Raw genomic sequence first — 14,508 nt, 5'->3', positions numbered from 1 at the left:
TTCTTTGATTATTTAGAATATTAACACTGGAAAGAACTATATGTCAATAATAAAAATAGATTGTTAATTTCTTAGAATAATATATTGAAAAAGCGGATTCTCATGTGTGAGAGAACCTATTTTTAATATATTTTGCTAAAAAAACAATTGGTGTGGGCTAATAATAAGTGGGGATGAAGAAACCCCCACTTATTAAAGTTTCACTTTATTTTTCAATTTTTGCCCACTTGAAGTTTAATTGCCCTGCAAAGTCTACTTGCACAATTCCTTTCACATAAGAACGTTCTAAATAAGATTCGCCTTTTTGGTAAAGAGGAGCGATAACAGAGTCTTTAAATAATATTTTCTCGGATGCTAGTAATGCTTCCCAGCGAGCTTTTTCATCACCAGCTAAAGTTGTTTTCACTTTTGCTATTGTTTCATCGAATTCCTTATTAGAGTAATGATCTAAGTTATAAGGGTTATTCGTTGTAAATAGCTCAAGGAATGTAATTGGATCCGCAAAGTCAGGGCTCCAGCCATCAATTCCGATTTCGTAGTCACCTTTTAATAAAAGCGAAACTTGTTGCTTACGCGGTTGCGGTTTTATATTTACTGTTAATCCATCTAGATTCTTTTCTAGTTGTCCTTTTAAGAATTCACCAGTTTTCTTATCAAGGTCAGCATCACTCGTTAATAATTCTAATGTTATCTTTTCAGAACCAAGCTCTTGTTTAGCTTTTTTCCATAACTCTTGTGCAGATTTTGTATCAACTTTTGTTAAATCGCCATTTGCAGTACGGAAGTCTTTTCCTTCAGGTCCTTTTGCAAAGTTTTTTGGAACGAGACCAAATGTTGGTGTAGATCCATCATTTAATAACGTATTTACAAAGGATTTTCTATCAATTGTTTGATCAATTGCTTGGCGTGCAGAAACGTTTTGAAGCACTTTGTTTTGTTGATTCATACGTAAAAATTGTACGCCTACGTTTGGACGTTCTTTAAAGTTAGCATCCTTTTTATATTTATCGACGAAGTCAGATGTTAGTTTTATACGATCTAATTGTTTTGACTCGAATAAATTTACTTCTGTTGATTTTTCTTTTACGACGTTAAAATTGATTTCTTCTAGTTTGACAGTATCTTTATCCCAATAGGTAGGGTTTTTCTTGAATTTAAAGCTTTGTTCGTGCTTCCAATCGCTTAGTGTAAAAGCTCCGTTGTACAAGATTGTATTATCTTCTAAAGCGTACTTATCACCTTGTGCTTTAAAGAATTCCTCGTTAATTGGTAGAAATGTTGGGAACGCTGTTAAGCTAATAAAATACGGAACAGGACGCTCCAATTCTACCTCAAACGTATGGTCATCAACTGCTTTTACACCAAGTTGGTCGGCTGGAAGTTCTTTGTTGTTAATTTTTGTTGCGTTTTTAATATCAAAGAATAGAAATGCATATTCAGAGGCTGTTGCTGGATCTACGGCTCTTTGCCAAGCGAACACAAAATCTTTAGCTGTAACAGGAGTGCCGTTTGACCATTTTGAATCTCGCAATTGGAATGTGTATTTCGTTTTATCGCCACTTACTTCATGAGATTTTGCAACACCAGGAACAGGTTTGTTACCTTCACCAAGATTATACAAACCTTCAAATACGTTTCTCATTACTTGACCAGAATCAGTATCTGTAGCACGAGCCGTATCCATTGTTCGTATTTCAGTAGGTGAAGATAAGTTTAAAACCTGTTTACTAGGTGCCTCGTCTTTTGCATTTGCTCCGCTTGCTTCGTTTTTATAACTACCGCAACCAGTTAATAAAATACTTACTCCTACAACTGATGCAATACCGGGTACAAACTTCTTTTTCATTTGATTTTCCTCCTAAATAATTAAGTTTGGATGATGATGAGGGAAATGAAAAATAAAAAATCCCTCTTTTCATATTGAGAAAGAGGGATTTTTACGTACAAGTTATGCACCCGTATATAAACGAAGTCCCTCATTCTATCTTTCAAGCATAAAGCTTGCAGGAAGTGGCACAGTATTCAAAATGAACCTGTTGCCGAGGTTTCAAAGGGCCAGTCCCTCCACCTCTCTTGATACAATGAGTAAACGAATAAATTTTATTAATTTTTGTGTTTCTTTGATAATTCAAAATCTTACACCTTGAATAATGAAGTGTCAACTAAATGAAATATAGTTTAAATTTTCAGTTTTATTAAACGAAAAAACCACTGCATAGGGCAGTGGTTTTTCTACTAGAAGTTAAAGTTATCTGGATCTGGACCAACGCGACGATCTTCATTTAAAGCTTGAATTGCTTTCATATCATCAGCACTTAATTCAAAGTCGAAGATGTTTGCATTTTCAATAATGCGATGTTCTTTAATTGATTTGGGAATTGTTACAACTTCGTTTTGTAAATCCCAGCGTAAAATAATTTGCGCAGTTGATTTATTATATTTTGTCGCAATTTCTTGTAACGTTGGATTATCTAGTAGTTGTCCTTGCATTAATGGTGACCAAGCTTCAAGCTGAATATTATGTTCTTTACAGAATGCATGTAACTCTTCTTGTGCTAAATGTGGGTGGTATTCCACTTGGTTGACCATTGGCTTAATTTCAGCAATTTCAAATACGTCTTGTAAGTGGTGAATGTGGAAATTACTCACACCGATAGCGCGAACACGGCCATCTTTATAAAGTTTTTCTAATGCTTTCCATGATTCGGTATATTTCCCTTTTACAGGCCAATGTACTAAATATAAATCTAAATATTCTAGACCTAATTTCTCTAATGTAGTTTCAAATGCTTGAAGTGTTGTTTCATATCCTTGATCGCTATTCCATACTTTTGAGGTAATAAATAATTCTTCGCGTGAAACACCGGATTCACGAATCGCTTGTCCAACACCTTCTTCATTTTGATAGATTGCTGCAGTATCGATGCTGCGGTAGCCATTTTTAATTGCTGCTTTTACAGAATCAATTACTTCTGAACCATCTTCTACTTTAAAAACACCTAAATCAAACCAAGGCATTTTTACACCGTTATGTAATGTTGTATAGTCTTTTAAACTTGTTAAAATCATATTATTTCCCCCTAGCTTTTTTGTTTGTTGCTTCTACTGCTTTTTGAATTGCCTCTGAAAAATTATATTCGTATAAAGTTTTGAGACCCTCAGCTGTGGAACCACCTGGCGTTGTTACTTGTTCGCGGAGGTTAGCTGGATTTTGCGTTTGTTCGAGCATAGAAGCAGAGCCAGAAATCATTTGAATGACAAGATGTTTTGCGGTTTCTTCATCGACTCCATAACTTTTTGTTGTTTCAATTAAGCTTTCAGCAAAGTAATAAAGGAAGGCTGGTGCACTTCCAGTAACTGCAGTAAGCTGATGAACTTCTTCCTCAGTACAAAGTTGCGAAGTACCAATACCTTTTAAAAGCAGTTGCAGGGTTTCTTGATGCATCTCATTTACTGATTGTCCCATTGTATATAAGGAGATAGATTTTCCAATTTCAGCAGCTGTATTAGGCATAATCCAAGCAACAGGCGTGCCCTTTGGGAGTCTAGCTTCTAAATAAGATGGTCCAATGCCAGCTGCGACTGTTACGACTAGTTGATTTGATATTAACGGAGATAGCTCAGCTAATAACTCTTCATGAGCAGAAGGTGGCATTGCTAAAACAACCGTATCAACAGATGTAACATGCTGTTTCCAATCTGTTGCAGTAGACACATTATATCGATGTTGTAACTGTTTTAGCTTTTCTACGTTGCTTCGATTAGAGACGATAATTTCTTCGATGTACTCTTTGCTTGTTTTAAGTAATCCGGAAAATATAGCTTCTGCCATACGACCGGCACCAATAAATAAAATTCGATGTTTAGTTAGCATATTCTTTATTCCTTTCTAGTAGAGATATGTTATAAAAACGATATCATCTTTAAGAGAATGTTGTAAAAAGAAAAGACTTACCGTAGATGGAATGGATAATGAGAAGGCGGAAATTCATGCTAATATTAACTGTTATTAATCTCTTTATATGTGTAGCTGGTTTGCTAGAGTGGAAGAGCAATTATAAGGGGCAAGAACATACAAATAATTATATCTAGAAAATAATTAGAATTGAAAAACCCCTGAAGCATATATGCTTCAGGGGTTTACTAATAGAATATAAGATTATGCTTTTGTCATACCAAGTAATACAGCGCCGCCGATAATTAAAACACTACCTAGTGCAATAAAGATCAATTGACGTTTTGTTTTCTTTTCACCTAAGAAGACAATCGCACCAAATGTTGAGATAACGATTCCAGTTTGAGATAATGGGAAGCTTGTTGCTACTCCAACACGTGGTAATGAAAGAAGTAAGAATAAGTTTCCAGTTCCCCATAGTAAACCAGACAAAGCATTACGGATTGCATATTTGTTAAATGGTTTATGTTTAGACGTCAGTACAACCGCACCAACAAACATACCAACTGCTTGTGGTAAAATAGCAGACCAACCATCAATATTATACCAACGAATAATAATTACATATACAAGATAGCCGAAAGTAGAAACAATTAAAGTAAGAAGTCCTTTTTTCAATTGTCCAGGTGGCTGAGCATTTTCTTTATCATCTAATGATGTGAATACAACACCAACTACAATTAATAGGATTGCAATCGTTCCCAGAATGATCGTTGTAGTAGTAGTCCACTCACGGAAAGCGATAACCCCAAAGATAGAAGTTGCAACAAGTTGCATACCAGTAGAAATCGTTACAGTAGTTGAAACACCTAGTTTTTCAACTGTTTTTAATTGGTTTACTTGTCCTAAAGCCCAGAATAAACCTGAAATAAAACCAACAATTAAGATTGTCATTGTTAAAGCTGGTTGAGTAAATACATACATAATTGTTGCGAAGAATAGAGCACCGATTGTCATACCTACCGTTTGGCTATATGCACCACCGCCCATTTTTACGCTTACTAATAAGATGTTTCCCCATGCAATTGCAGGAAGAAGCGCTAATAAAATGTCCATTACAAGACTCCCTTCGGTTTGCTATACCAATATAGTTACATATCGTTCTAACGATCGGTAATGCCCCACTAATAGAGTAGAAGATTACCGATCGCTAAAACAGGATGAAGAATTCACAATATAAATGCGTTTTCATTTCTTCATTTTTTGAAACACCTCCATATAATAACAGGAAATTGCCTATTTTAGAAAGTGAATTCAAATAAAATGTATATTTAAATAAGAGGTAAAATTCAGTTATTTCCCATTGGTATATTTTATTTCCTAAGAAATAAAGAAGCAGCTTCGACAAAAGCTGCTTTAAGAGTTAGTGATTCTTTTATTAATAAGTTGAATACATAGTAGAAATACGAGTGACATACCGATAGTAATAACTACAAGTGTCCAGGCGAGTTGCATATTACTTGCATCAATAGCCATGTAAATTGCAGTTGGGATTGTCTGTGTTTTACCAGGAATGTTCCCGGCAAACATGAGTGTAGCACCAAACTCACCGAGCGCGCGGACAAAGCTCAAAATCATCCCGCTTAGTAAGGCAGGAAATGCGAGTGGAAGTGTAACGTGCAGAAAAACTTGATATTCACTTGCGCCAAGGTCACGAGCACTTTCTTCAATTTGTACATTTGCGATAGAAAATCCCGTTTTCGCTGATTGGTACATAAGCGGAAATGCAACAACTGTAGAAGCGATAATCGCAGCAGTAGATGTGAACATAATAGACTGCTGAAATAATGATTCAACCCACTTTCCGATCGGGCTGTTGTTTCCAAAGATGATAATGAGAAAGAAGCCGATAACAGTTGGTGGAAGTACCATTGGTAATAAAAATATGGTTTCTAATAGTACTTTATATCGCCATGAGGAGCGAGCTAGTGCTCGCCCGACAATTGTCCCTAAAATTGTAACGAGAATAGTGGCGCACGCAGCTACTCTTAAAGATAGAAAGACAGGCGATAAAATAGCATCAATGCTCATAGTAATTACGACAGAACTGTAAATCCATATTTCTTAAAGATAGATTGTGCATCTTTTGACTGCAAATACTCATAAAATGAAGTCGCCTCTTTCTTATGTTTAGATTCCTTTATAACACCTAAAGGATAGTGGATTGGCTCATGAGAAGTAGCTGCTGCTGTCTCACCAATCTTTACTTTATCCGAAATGAGAGCATCTGTTTTGTATACGATGCCAGCATCGACATTCCCTGTTTCTACATATGTTAACACTTGACGAACATCTTTTGTAAATACGACTTTATTTTGAACATCATTCCAAAGGTTTTCGTGTGTTAGAGAAGCCTTTGCATATTTGCCAGCAGGTACAGATTCAGGTGTACCAAGTGCAATTTTTTTGATTTTCTCATCTTTTAAATCTTGAAATTTTGTAAGTGAACTATCTTTAGGGATGACTAGAACTAGTTCATTTCCAAGAAGATTTTTCCCTTCTTTTTCACTAATGAATCCTTTTTTTACAAGGGTTTGGAATTTATCTTCTGCTGCAGAGAAGAATAAATCAGCAGGTGCACCTTGTTCAATTTGTTGTTGAAGTGCTCCAGAAGCACCGAAGTTAAAAGAAAGTTTGATATTTGGCTCTTTTTCTTTATATTGTTTTTCGATTTCTTTTAATGCATCTTGTAAGCTTGCAGCAGCTGAGATAGTCAGTTCAACTGTTTTATCCTCTTTAGCAGCTGACTTTGTATGCTTTTCCCCACTTGTACAAGCAGCACTAAATATAAGAAGGAAAGAAAGTATAAGTGCCCCGATGGAACGTAATGTAAATTTATTCATAAAAAAATCCCCTTTCGTTTTGATACATCTAATTATAACTAATTATATCTAAATATAACTAGTTATAATTGAATGTAATTTGAACATATATCTATTTTTAAAAAATAGGAGAAATATTCTTTTCTTTGTTACAATGAAAGGAGAAAGTGAGGAATCGTCTATGGATCATCATTCCTACACAACGGAAGAAGTAGCAAAGCGATTAAAAGTATCAAAATTAACTGTATACGACTTAATTAAAAAAGGAGAACTTCCTTCTTATAGAGTTGGTAGACAGATGCGCATTGATGCAACAGATTTAGATCAATATATAAAACAAATGAAAACAGGAAAGGTACAAGTTACTCCTGTAAAAAACGATGGTAGTAGTATCTTGAACACGTGTATTATTAGTGGTCAAGAACTAACGTTAGATATGTTAGCTAAACGTATAGAAAATCGTTTGCCAAGTTCTAATGTTTTAAGGGCGTATCAAGGTAGCTTAACGAGTTTAGTGAAAATGTATCAAGGAGAAGGAAGTATCGTTAGTTTGCATTTGTTTGATGGTGAAACTGGTACATATAATGTTCCTTACGTAAAACGCATTTTAGTAGGACAGCCATGCATTATGATTAATTTATTGTCCAGAAATGTAGGATTTTATGTCCGAAAAGGAAATCCGAAGAGAATAAAGGCATGGGCTGACATATCCGGGTCCACTATAAAGTTTGTGAATCGAGAAAAGGGTTCTGGTATTAGAGTGTTAGTCGATGAACAATTACGAATCCAAAAATTAAATAAAGCTGATATTAGTGGATATGAATGGGAAGAATCGAATCATCTTGGTGTTGCCACGCAAGTTGCAAATGGAAAAGCTGATGTAGGAGTAGGTTCAGAAAAGTTTTCGCAAATTGTAAATGTGGACTTTATTCCAATCATGAAAGAACAGTATGATTTAGTAATTTTGAAGAATAAAGAAAATGAAGAGTTGATTGAAGTTGTGAAAGACATTCTGCAATCGGAAGAATTTCATAATGAATTAAATGCGATTGGCGGATATGATATTACGAAAACAGGTCAAATTGTATATGAAACAAACTAAAAAGCTGCTTGTCTATAAGACGAGCAGCTTTTTCTATATATAAAGGGGGTTGGGGAAACAAAGTGTTAAACAAGACCTTGAGCAAGTGTATAAATGAAAGCCGTAAGAAGAGTGGCTCCACTTGCAAGTACGATAAAGTCTGATTTGTTGAAAGTAATGTTGTTCATTATAAACTCTCCTTATTTGTTTAATGTAGTTGCAACAGCTTTTGCATCGACAAGTGCGGATAGCACCATGCCCATTGTATTTAAAAATTTATTTGATTTCATATTGTTCATCATGCGTATCCGCTCCTTTTCGAATTGTTGTTGCCCTGCTTATGTCTTAATTATAGGAAATATGGCTACTTGCAACTATTGAATTAGCTTACGAAAGACTTACACTTTTGTAAGAAAAAAAGACATTCATGTAAGAATGTCTTTCACAGCATATTGATATGATGATGGTCTTCAATTGTTTTTAAAAAACTACGCATTGAATTCGTCATATAGCTATCTTTACGGCGTATGAAAACCGTTGAAATACTGCCGTATTTTTCAGGGATTGCATGACAATGTACCTTACCTGCTTTAGAAAGATGATGGACAGCAGACTGTGGTACGAGTGTAATTCCGAGGCCGAGTGCAACGCTGTTTAATATTGTCTCTAATATATTGAATTCCATAATTCTTTTTGGTAGCAAACCTTCATCTTTAAGCCAACGTTCTAGTTTGGAGCGGTATCCACATCCTTGGTTAAAAACGAGTAGAGGAGTTGTTGTAAATTCTTCTATATGAAAGGCTTTATTTTGTGTTATAAGCATTAATTTCTCTGTACTAACATCGTATTGTTCGATTAGTGGATGTTTAATAGGACCTGATATAAAGGCGCCATCCAATTGATGATCAAGTACTTCTCTAATTAATTCTTCTGTTAGACCCGCTTGTAATGATAAATCGACATTTGGATAGCTTTTATAGTAAGAAGATAAAATGGTAGGCAGTGTACTTACTGTTTCGACTGTACCGATTTTCAATATACCGGAGGGTGTTTCGCTATCTAAAAATACTTGTTTTAGTTCGTCGACATCTTGCAAAATTTTACTAACATAAACGAGCATTTTTCTTCCTTCAGCTGTTAAAGTCATTCCTCGTTTATGGCGGTAAAAGAGTGGGGTTTTTAATTCGTTTTCTAGTTGTTTAATACGTGTAGTTACATTTGATTGTACATAATTTAATTCCTTTGCTGCGCTACTTACACTACCCTGATCGGCAACGCTTTTAAAGATTTGTAAGTCTCGTAATTCCATTTTGTAATCCCCCTTGATGTTAACTATCATTATAAATGATAGTTAACATCATTTTGAATCATTTTACGTGATATATTTTTTCTTTTACAATTCTCTTTGTGCAAATAGAAAGAAACGGGGGATTGCGGTGAGAAGAGGTCAAATGATAATAGGGGCTGTAGCGTGTTTAATTGCGAGTATGTCATGGGGAGCGATGTTTCCAGTTGCTGATCATGCGCTAGAATACATAGATCCATTTTATTTTTCGCTTATTCGCTATGGAGCAGTGGCGATAATGCTGATTGTATTGTTGTTAGTGAAAGAAGGAAAACAGGCATTTCGTTTAGAGGGAAGAGGAAAGTTACTCGTCTTTTTTGGAACGATGGCATTTACAGTATATAATGTCCTCATATTTTTAGGGCAAATGTTGATGGGTAAGTCGGGTGTAATGGTAGCTTCCATTATGGAAGCACTTATGCCGATGATTTCTATTTGTATTTTATGGGGATATAAGCATATAAAACCGAAGAAGTATATGATAACGAGTATGGTTATTGCTTTTGTAGGAGCTGTGTTTGTTATTACAAAAGGTGACATGAGTTTCTTTGTAACATTGAAAGATAATATGTTCCCATTAGCATTTATATTTATTGGTGTTATAGGCTGGGTTATTTATACGATGGGTGGTCAAACGTGTAGTGATTGGTCAACATTACGTTATTCTACGTTGACGTGTGTATTCGGTACGACTGTTACAGGAATTATAACGGTAATTATTACGTGGCTTGGATATGTTTCAGTTCCTAGTATGGGAACGATTTCTATTGTAAAATATGATTTGTTATTTATGATGACATTGCCAGGTATTGTAGCGCTACTTGCTTGGAACTACGGTGTGAAAATTTTATCATCCATTAATGGGATTTTATTTATTAATTTTGTACCAATTACGACTTTAGCTATTATGATGATGCAAGGGTATCAAATCACAATGTTTGATATTATAGGGACTGTACTTGTTATTGCAGCACTTATTCGCAATAACGTTTGCCAGAGAAAAGAAGAAAATATAAATAATAGAGTTTTACAAGAAGAACAATTACGTCAAGCTGTTTAATAGGCAAATGGAGGATTTCACATGTTAGAAAGTTTATTGTTTTTCTTCGCCGTCGGAGTTGCCTGTGAGCTTGCAGCAATTAATCGAAATGGTCGTAAAAAGATAAAACAACAAGCTGAGCTGATACAGCTTTTAAAAGAGTTGAAAGAAAGAAAAAATTAAAAAGACGACCGGGCATAGACGGTCGTCTTTTTCTATATAAAGGGGAAAGGGGACACAAAGTTATACAAGCGTAGCAGCGTAAATAAAAGCAGTAAGAAGAAGAGAGCCGCTAGCTAATCCTAAAAAGTCTAATTTGTTAAAAGTGATGTTATTCATAATACATTCTCCTTACTTGTTTAATGTAGAAGCAACAGCTTTTGCATCGAAAAGAGCCGATAATACCATGCCCATTGTATGTAAGAAATTGTTCGTTTTCATTTTGTTCATCATATTAATCGACTCCTTTTCGAATAATTGTTGCCCTGTTTCTGACTTAATTGTATGAAATATAGTAAGAAGTAACTATCGAATTAGCTTACAAGAAAATTACACTTTTGTAAGAATTGAAATTTAACAATTCATACTTATTTTTATTACCAACTCCTAAAACTTAGTGTTATAATTGTTGTAAGAATATGATTATACTTCGGATGTTTAGAAAGGAACGAAATAAATGTATAAACCAATTACATTTTTGTTGAAATATATATTTAAAACAGCTGGGAAAGTAGAAGTGCAAGGAAGAGAAAAGCTACCAGAAGGTGGTCCGTATGTTGTTGCGTGTACACATACAAGTTTTATGGATGTATTAATGTTAGCTACAGGGATGTACCCAACTCAAATTCATTACATGGCAAAAAAAGAATTATTTGAAGGGAAATTCAAAAATTGGTTCTTTAAAAATGTAAATGCATTCCCTGTAGATCGCGCGAATCCGGGACCGAGTACACTTAAAATTCCATCACGTTTATTAAAAGAAGGAAAGGTAGTAGGGATTTTTCCGAGTGGAACGAGATCAGCGGAAGATGTTTCATTAAAAGCGGGTGCTGTGACAATTGCGATGCGTTCTAATGTACCTTTAGTGCCGGCAGCTTATGTTGGTCCATCAAGTGTAAAAGAATTAATAAAGGGGAAAAAGGCAAAATTGATTTTTGGAGATCCGATTCAAATTGAGGCTGGAGAACAAATAGATCGAAAAACCGCTATGAAAATGATGACAGATCAATTAAATGAGAAGTTTGAGGAGTTAAAAGAAGCTTTGCAATCAAATCAAAAATAAGAAAAGACGACCGGGCATAGACGGTCGTCTTTTCTATTACTATTTATAATAAAGGGGACACAAAGTTATACAAGCGTAGCGGCGTAAATAAAAGCAGTAAGAAGAAGCGAGCCACTAGCTAGTCCTAAAAAATCTAATTTGTTAAAAGTGATGTTATTCATAATATATTCTCCTTACTTGTTTAATGTAGAAGCAACAGCTTTTGCGTCGATAAGAGCGGAAAATACCATGCCCATTGTATGTAAGAAATTGTTCGTTTTCATTTTGTTCATCATATTAATCCGCTCCTTTTCGAATAGTTGTTACCTTGTTTCTGACTTAATTGTATGAAATGTTGCGGAAAGTCACTATCGAATTAGCTTACAGAAAAATTACACTTTTGTAAGAGAAACAAATGAAGGTGTAATGATAAGAAGATTTGACATATGTTCATGAGATTCATTAACTTAAAGATAGAGGTGAGTGCATGGCTAATATTAAAGATATCGCAAAGATGGCGGGAGTTTCAGTTACGACTGTTTCGAGAGTGTTGAATGATCACCCATATGTAAGTGAAGAAAAAAGGAAAGCGGTTATAGAGATAGTTGAGAAATTGAATTACTCGCAAAACGCAAATGCTGTTCATTTATCAAAAGGAAAGACGAATATTGTTGGTGTGATTTTACCGTATATTAATCATCCGTGTTTTGATGCGATGGTGAGCGGAATGATGGAGATTGCGTTAACTCATAATTACAGAGTGTTACTTTGCCAAACGAATTATAATAAAAAAGAAGAAATGAAAAGTTTACATATGTTAAAAACAAAACAATTGGATGGTCTTATTATTTGTTCACGTGCAAATGATTGGGAAACGATAGAACCGTATGCTTCTTACGGCACAATAATTGCTTGTGAAGATAATGATATTTCAAACATCTCAAGTGTATATACGAATCATTCAGCGGCCTTTCAATTAGGAATGGATTATTTGATTGAGAAAGGTTATAAAAAAATTGGCTATTGTACGGGAAGAAAATTAGGGCCGAGTAGTCAAAAGCGTTTTGATGTTTATAAACAGCAATTGCAATCTATAGATGAAGAGGTTAACGAAGAATGGATTTTTACAGAATGTTTTACACTAGAAGATGGTGTAAAAGTGGCTCATAAGTTAAAAGAGATGCAGGATCTTCCTGGAGCATTAATAGTAGCAGGTGATGAAGTTGCGATTGGGGTTATGACAGAGGTTGAAAAATTAGGGATTCAAGTTCCTGAGGATTTAGCGATTATTGGCTTTGATAATCAACCTATCTCGCAAGTGTTACAATTGACAACTATTGATCAAAATTTAAAGGAGATAGGGAAAACTGCTTTTGAAATGTTGCATAGAAAAGTGAATGACGAGAGTTCTAAACAAGAAAAGCTGGAAATTCCATACGAACTTGTGGAACGCTCTACAGTTTAATCTTAATCCGTTATGTGTATAATCGCATAACGGATTATTTTTTTGAAATATCTTTGACAGGAAACGCGTTTCATACTTTATAAAGGAGTTAAACCGGTCTGTAATATCCATGGATTCTTTTCAAGTGTTAAAGCAGTGAATAGAATTTGGAGGAATATGCATGAATGAACTTTTATCGAGTATGAAAAAGTATGTAGATGATGATGAAAAGATTTTAGTTTTTGTGGTAGGGATCTTTGAGAAGGATAATTTCATGTTATGTTATCAACATGGAATTTTTGTTGCCACTACTAGACGCCTCCTGTTTTACGGGAAATTTCCTTACTATCCTTCAACATTTAAAGAGTACTCATATGTGCATATAGATAGCATAGATTTTCATCCGTACTTTGAGTTTACTTGTAATCATGAAACCATTCGCGCTAAGTATATTCAGAAAGGGAATGTGGAGCAATTTGTCCGTGCAGTTAGAGCAAATATGAATAATTAATCAACCCTCTGTTTAAACATAATATTTCAATTTTTAAGAGGGAAAATGCGGAATAAAAACCACTTCTAAACCTCTAGGAGATAGTGATACAATGTCAAATGGGGGGAGGGTATGAACTATGGTTAATCAACGTATAAAGGAAATAACACTAATTACAATTGGTTCATTATTATTCGCAATTGGTATTAATTACTTTGCAATTCCAAACCGTTTATCGGAAGGTGGAATTATTGGTTTAACGGTTGTTACGTACTACTTATTTGATTGGTCACCAGGGATTGTGAATTTTGCTATAAATGCAATTTTACTAGCTATTGGTTATAAATTTTTTGATAAGAAAACAATGATTTATACAATTTTAGGGATTGTAGAAACATCTTTGTTTTTATACGTTACAGAACATATTGAGTATCATGTAAATAGTGATACATTATTAGCAGCTTTATTTGCTGGTTTATTTGTGGGTATTGGATTAGGCTGTATGTTCAAAGCCGGAGGTACATCGGGAGGGTCAGCAATCTTAGCTCGGTTAGCAAATCAATATTTAGGCTGGAGCGTAGGTAAAGGCGTACTAATTATTGATATTGTTGTAATTGCTGGTTCTGTATTTATAATAGGGCAAGAAAAGGCAATGTATACACTTGTAGCTGTGTTCATCGGAGCGAAGGTGATTGATTTCATTGTAGAAGGAATGGATACAAAAACGGCTGTTACGATTATTTCGAATCAACCAGATTTAATTCGTGAAGCTATTACGAAAAATATGACACGCGGTGTTACTGTATTAGAAGGGCGCGGCGGATATACTGGTAAAAATAAAGAAGTTTTATATGTTGTTATTAATAAACAAGAGCTTGTTAAGTTAAAACAAGTTATTAGCCGGGTAGATGAAGATGCTTTCGTTGTTATACATGATGTACGTGATGTACTTGGCGGTGGCTTTAAAGCAAGCTAAAAGGTGAACGAGTAAATTCGTTCACCTTTTTTAATTCTTACAAAAATGTAAGTGTAATGTAATGAGATTCAATAGTAGATTTTATTCCCCCTTTT

At 34.7% G+C, this 14,508-nt stretch carries 17 protein-coding genes and 1 riboswitch; of the genes, 7 read left to right on the top strand and 10 right to left on the bottom strand.

From position 1 onward, the window contains the following. Positions 1-205: 205 nt before the first annotated feature. The 6 genes from QCI79_RS12375 to modA form a co-directional block, all read right to left on the bottom strand. A complete protein-coding gene (locus QCI79_RS12375; RefSeq protein WP_000726485.1) occupies positions 206-1,846 on the bottom strand; it encodes a peptide ABC transporter substrate-binding protein in 1,641 nt (546 codons plus the stop codon). 132 nt (positions 1,847-1,978) lie between these two features. Then, a riboswitch (SAM riboswitch) is annotated at positions 1,979-2,083 on the bottom strand. Positions 2,084-2,235: 152 nt separating this feature from the next. After that, positions 2,236-3,069 carry an aldo/keto reductase gene (locus tag QCI79_RS12370; protein ID WP_021727938.1) on the bottom strand — a complete coding sequence of 278 codons (834 nt, stop codon included), beginning with the start codon at positions 3,067-3,069 and terminating at the stop codon, positions 2,236-2,238. Position 3,070: 1 nt separating this feature from the next. Next, a complete protein-coding gene (gene proC, locus QCI79_RS12365) occupies positions 3,071-3,874 on the bottom strand; it encodes a pyrroline-5-carboxylate reductase (protein WP_000956278.1) in 804 nt (267 codons plus the stop codon). A gap of 285 nt (positions 3,875-4,159) precedes the next feature. Further along, entirely contained in the window at positions 4,160-5,011 is an 852-nt protein-coding gene (locus tag QCI79_RS12360) for a GRP family sugar transporter (RefSeq protein WP_000353544.1), read from the bottom strand. Between the two features lie 300 nt (positions 5,012-5,311). After that, positions 5,312-5,986, bottom strand: a complete 675-nt coding sequence (gene modB, locus QCI79_RS12355; protein WP_000020526.1) for a molybdate ABC transporter permease subunit — start codon at positions 5,984-5,986, stop codon at positions 5,312-5,314. Positions 5,987-5,991: 5 nt separating this feature from the next. Continuing rightward, positions 5,992-6,798 carry a molybdate ABC transporter substrate-binding protein gene (modA, locus tag QCI79_RS12350; protein ID WP_001032229.1) on the bottom strand — a complete coding sequence of 269 codons (807 nt, stop codon included), beginning with the start codon at positions 6,796-6,798 and terminating at the stop codon, positions 5,992-5,994. A 160-nt stretch (positions 6,799-6,958) separates the two neighbouring features. Here modA and QCI79_RS12345 point away from each other — a divergent pair, with 160 nt between their 5' ends. Further along, positions 6,959-7,879, top strand: coding sequence for a substrate-binding domain-containing protein (locus QCI79_RS12345; RefSeq protein WP_001987638.1), 921 nt, complete (start codon positions 6,959-6,961; stop codon positions 7,877-7,879). Positions 7,880-7,944: 65 nt separating this feature from the next. On the opposite strand, the gene QCI79_RS12340 is transcribed toward QCI79_RS12345, so the two are convergent. Together QCI79_RS12340 and QCI79_RS12335 are read right to left on the bottom strand one after the other, a co-directional pair. Continuing rightward, positions 7,945-8,046 carry a DUF3948 family protein gene (locus QCI79_RS12340; RefSeq protein ID WP_001060022.1) on the bottom strand — a complete coding sequence of 34 codons (102 nt, stop codon included), beginning with the start codon at positions 8,044-8,046 and terminating at the stop codon, positions 7,945-7,947. 254 nt (positions 8,047-8,300) lie between these two features. Next, the gene (locus QCI79_RS12335; protein ID WP_000423040.1) at positions 8,301-9,167 is read right to left on the bottom strand and encodes a LysR family transcriptional regulator; all 867 of its coding nucleotides are present in this window, start codon (positions 9,165-9,167) and stop codon (positions 8,301-8,303) included. 127 nt (positions 9,168-9,294) lie between these two features. Between QCI79_RS12335 and QCI79_RS12330 the strand changes: the two genes are divergently transcribed. Then, the gene (locus QCI79_RS12330; RefSeq protein WP_002100652.1) at positions 9,295-10,263 is read left to right on the top strand and encodes a DMT family transporter; all 969 of its coding nucleotides are present in this window, start codon (positions 9,295-9,297) and stop codon (positions 10,261-10,263) included. Positions 10,264-10,284: 21 nt separating this feature from the next. Beyond that, complete coding sequence (locus QCI79_RS12325) at positions 10,285-10,425, top strand: YrzO family protein (protein ID WP_000894065.1); 141 nt, start codon at positions 10,285-10,287, stop codon at positions 10,423-10,425. A gap of 60 nt (positions 10,426-10,485) precedes the next feature. On the opposite strand, the gene QCI79_RS12320 is transcribed toward QCI79_RS12325, so the two are convergent. Further along, positions 10,486-10,581 carry a DUF3948 family protein gene (locus tag QCI79_RS12320; RefSeq protein WP_001060007.1) on the bottom strand — a complete coding sequence of 32 codons (96 nt, stop codon included), beginning with the start codon at positions 10,579-10,581 and terminating at the stop codon, positions 10,486-10,488. Between the two features lie 337 nt (positions 10,582-10,918). Between QCI79_RS12320 and QCI79_RS12315 the strand changes: the two genes are divergently transcribed. Next, positions 10,919-11,524: a lysophospholipid acyltransferase family protein gene (locus QCI79_RS12315; protein WP_000277777.1), complete on the top strand. Its 606-nt coding sequence runs from the start codon at positions 10,919-10,921 to the stop codon at positions 11,522-11,524. Positions 11,525-11,589: 65 nt separating this feature from the next. Here QCI79_RS12315 and QCI79_RS12310 read toward each other — a convergent pair whose 3' ends face one another. Further along, on the bottom strand, positions 11,590-11,685 hold the full coding sequence (locus tag QCI79_RS12310; RefSeq protein ID WP_001060007.1) for a DUF3948 family protein: 96 nt from the start codon (positions 11,683-11,685) through the stop codon (positions 11,590-11,592). A 305-nt stretch (positions 11,686-11,990) separates the two neighbouring features. Here QCI79_RS12310 and QCI79_RS12305 point away from each other — a divergent pair, with 305 nt between their 5' ends. The 3 genes from QCI79_RS12305 (at position 11,991) to QCI79_RS12295 (ending at position 14,413) form a co-directional block, all read left to right on the top strand. Further along, positions 11,991-12,968, top strand: coding sequence for a LacI family DNA-binding transcriptional regulator (locus QCI79_RS12305; protein ID WP_001273899.1), 978 nt, complete (start codon positions 11,991-11,993; stop codon positions 12,966-12,968). Positions 12,969-13,128: 160 nt separating this feature from the next. Next, positions 13,129-13,458, top strand: coding sequence for a PH domain-containing protein (locus QCI79_RS12300; RefSeq protein WP_001004251.1), 330 nt, complete (start codon positions 13,129-13,131; stop codon positions 13,456-13,458). A 118-nt stretch (positions 13,459-13,576) separates the two neighbouring features. Beyond that, complete coding sequence (locus QCI79_RS12295) at positions 13,577-14,413, top strand: YitT family protein (RefSeq protein ID WP_000248040.1); 837 nt, start codon at positions 13,577-13,579, stop codon at positions 14,411-14,413. Positions 14,414-14,508: the final 95 nt, after the last annotated feature.

The organism is Bacillus cereus group sp. MG1 (assembly GCF_040460035.1).
GTDB lineage: Bacteria > Bacillota > Bacilli > Bacillales > Bacillaceae_G > Bacillus_A > Bacillus_A cereus.
The sequence above is the reverse complement of the archived record's forward strand: the minus strand, read 5'-3'. Positions and strand labels throughout refer to the sequence as shown.

Excerpts from the sequence above, each read along its gene's own strand:
- modB (WP_000020526.1), bottom strand. The coding sequence starts at position 5,986 with ATGAGCATTGATGCTATTTTATCGCCTGTCTTTCTATCTTTAAGAGTA.
- QCI79_RS12305 (WP_001273899.1), top strand. The coding sequence starts at position 11,991 with ATGGCTAATATTAAAGATATCGCAAAGATGGCGGGAGTTTCAGTTACG.
- modA (WP_001032229.1), bottom strand. The coding sequence starts at position 6,798 with ATGAATAAATTTACATTACGTTCCATCGGGGCACTTATACTTTCTTTC.
- QCI79_RS12315 (WP_000277777.1), top strand. The coding sequence starts at position 10,919 with ATGTATAAACCAATTACATTTTTGTTGAAATATATATTTAAAACAGCT.
- QCI79_RS12320 (WP_001060007.1), bottom strand. The coding sequence starts at position 10,581 with ATGAATAACATCACTTTTAACAAATTAGACTTTTTAGGATTAGCTAGC.
- QCI79_RS12375 (WP_000726485.1), bottom strand. The coding sequence starts at position 1,846 with ATGAAAAAGAAGTTTGTACCCGGTATTGCATCAGTTGTAGGAGTAAGT.
- QCI79_RS12310 (WP_001060007.1), bottom strand. The coding sequence starts at position 11,685 with ATGAATAACATCACTTTTAACAAATTAGATTTTTTAGGACTAGCTAGT.
- QCI79_RS12300 (WP_001004251.1), top strand. The coding sequence starts at position 13,129 with ATGAATGAACTTTTATCGAGTATGAAAAAGTATGTAGATGATGATGAA.
- QCI79_RS12345 (WP_001987638.1), top strand. The coding sequence starts at position 6,959 with ATGGATCATCATTCCTACACAACGGAAGAAGTAGCAAAGCGATTAAAA.
- QCI79_RS12370 (WP_021727938.1), bottom strand. The coding sequence starts at position 3,069 with ATGATTTTAACAAGTTTAAAAGACTATACAACATTACATAACGGTGTA.
- QCI79_RS12325 (WP_000894065.1), top strand. The coding sequence starts at position 10,285 with ATGTTAGAAAGTTTATTGTTTTTCTTCGCCGTCGGAGTTGCCTGTGAG.
- QCI79_RS12360 (WP_000353544.1), bottom strand. The coding sequence starts at position 5,011 with ATGGACATTTTATTAGCGCTTCTTCCTGCAATTGCATGGGGAAACATC.
- QCI79_RS12340 (WP_001060022.1), bottom strand. The coding sequence starts at position 8,046 with ATGAACAACATTACTTTCAACAAATCAGACTTTATCGTACTTGCAAGT.
- QCI79_RS12295 (WP_000248040.1), top strand. The coding sequence starts at position 13,577 with ATGGTTAATCAACGTATAAAGGAAATAACACTAATTACAATTGGTTCA.
- proC (WP_000956278.1), bottom strand. The coding sequence starts at position 3,874 with ATGCTAACTAAACATCGAATTTTATTTATTGGTGCCGGTCGTATGGCA.
- QCI79_RS12335 (WP_000423040.1), bottom strand. The coding sequence starts at position 9,167 with ATGGAATTACGAGACTTACAAATCTTTAAAAGCGTTGCCGATCAGGGT.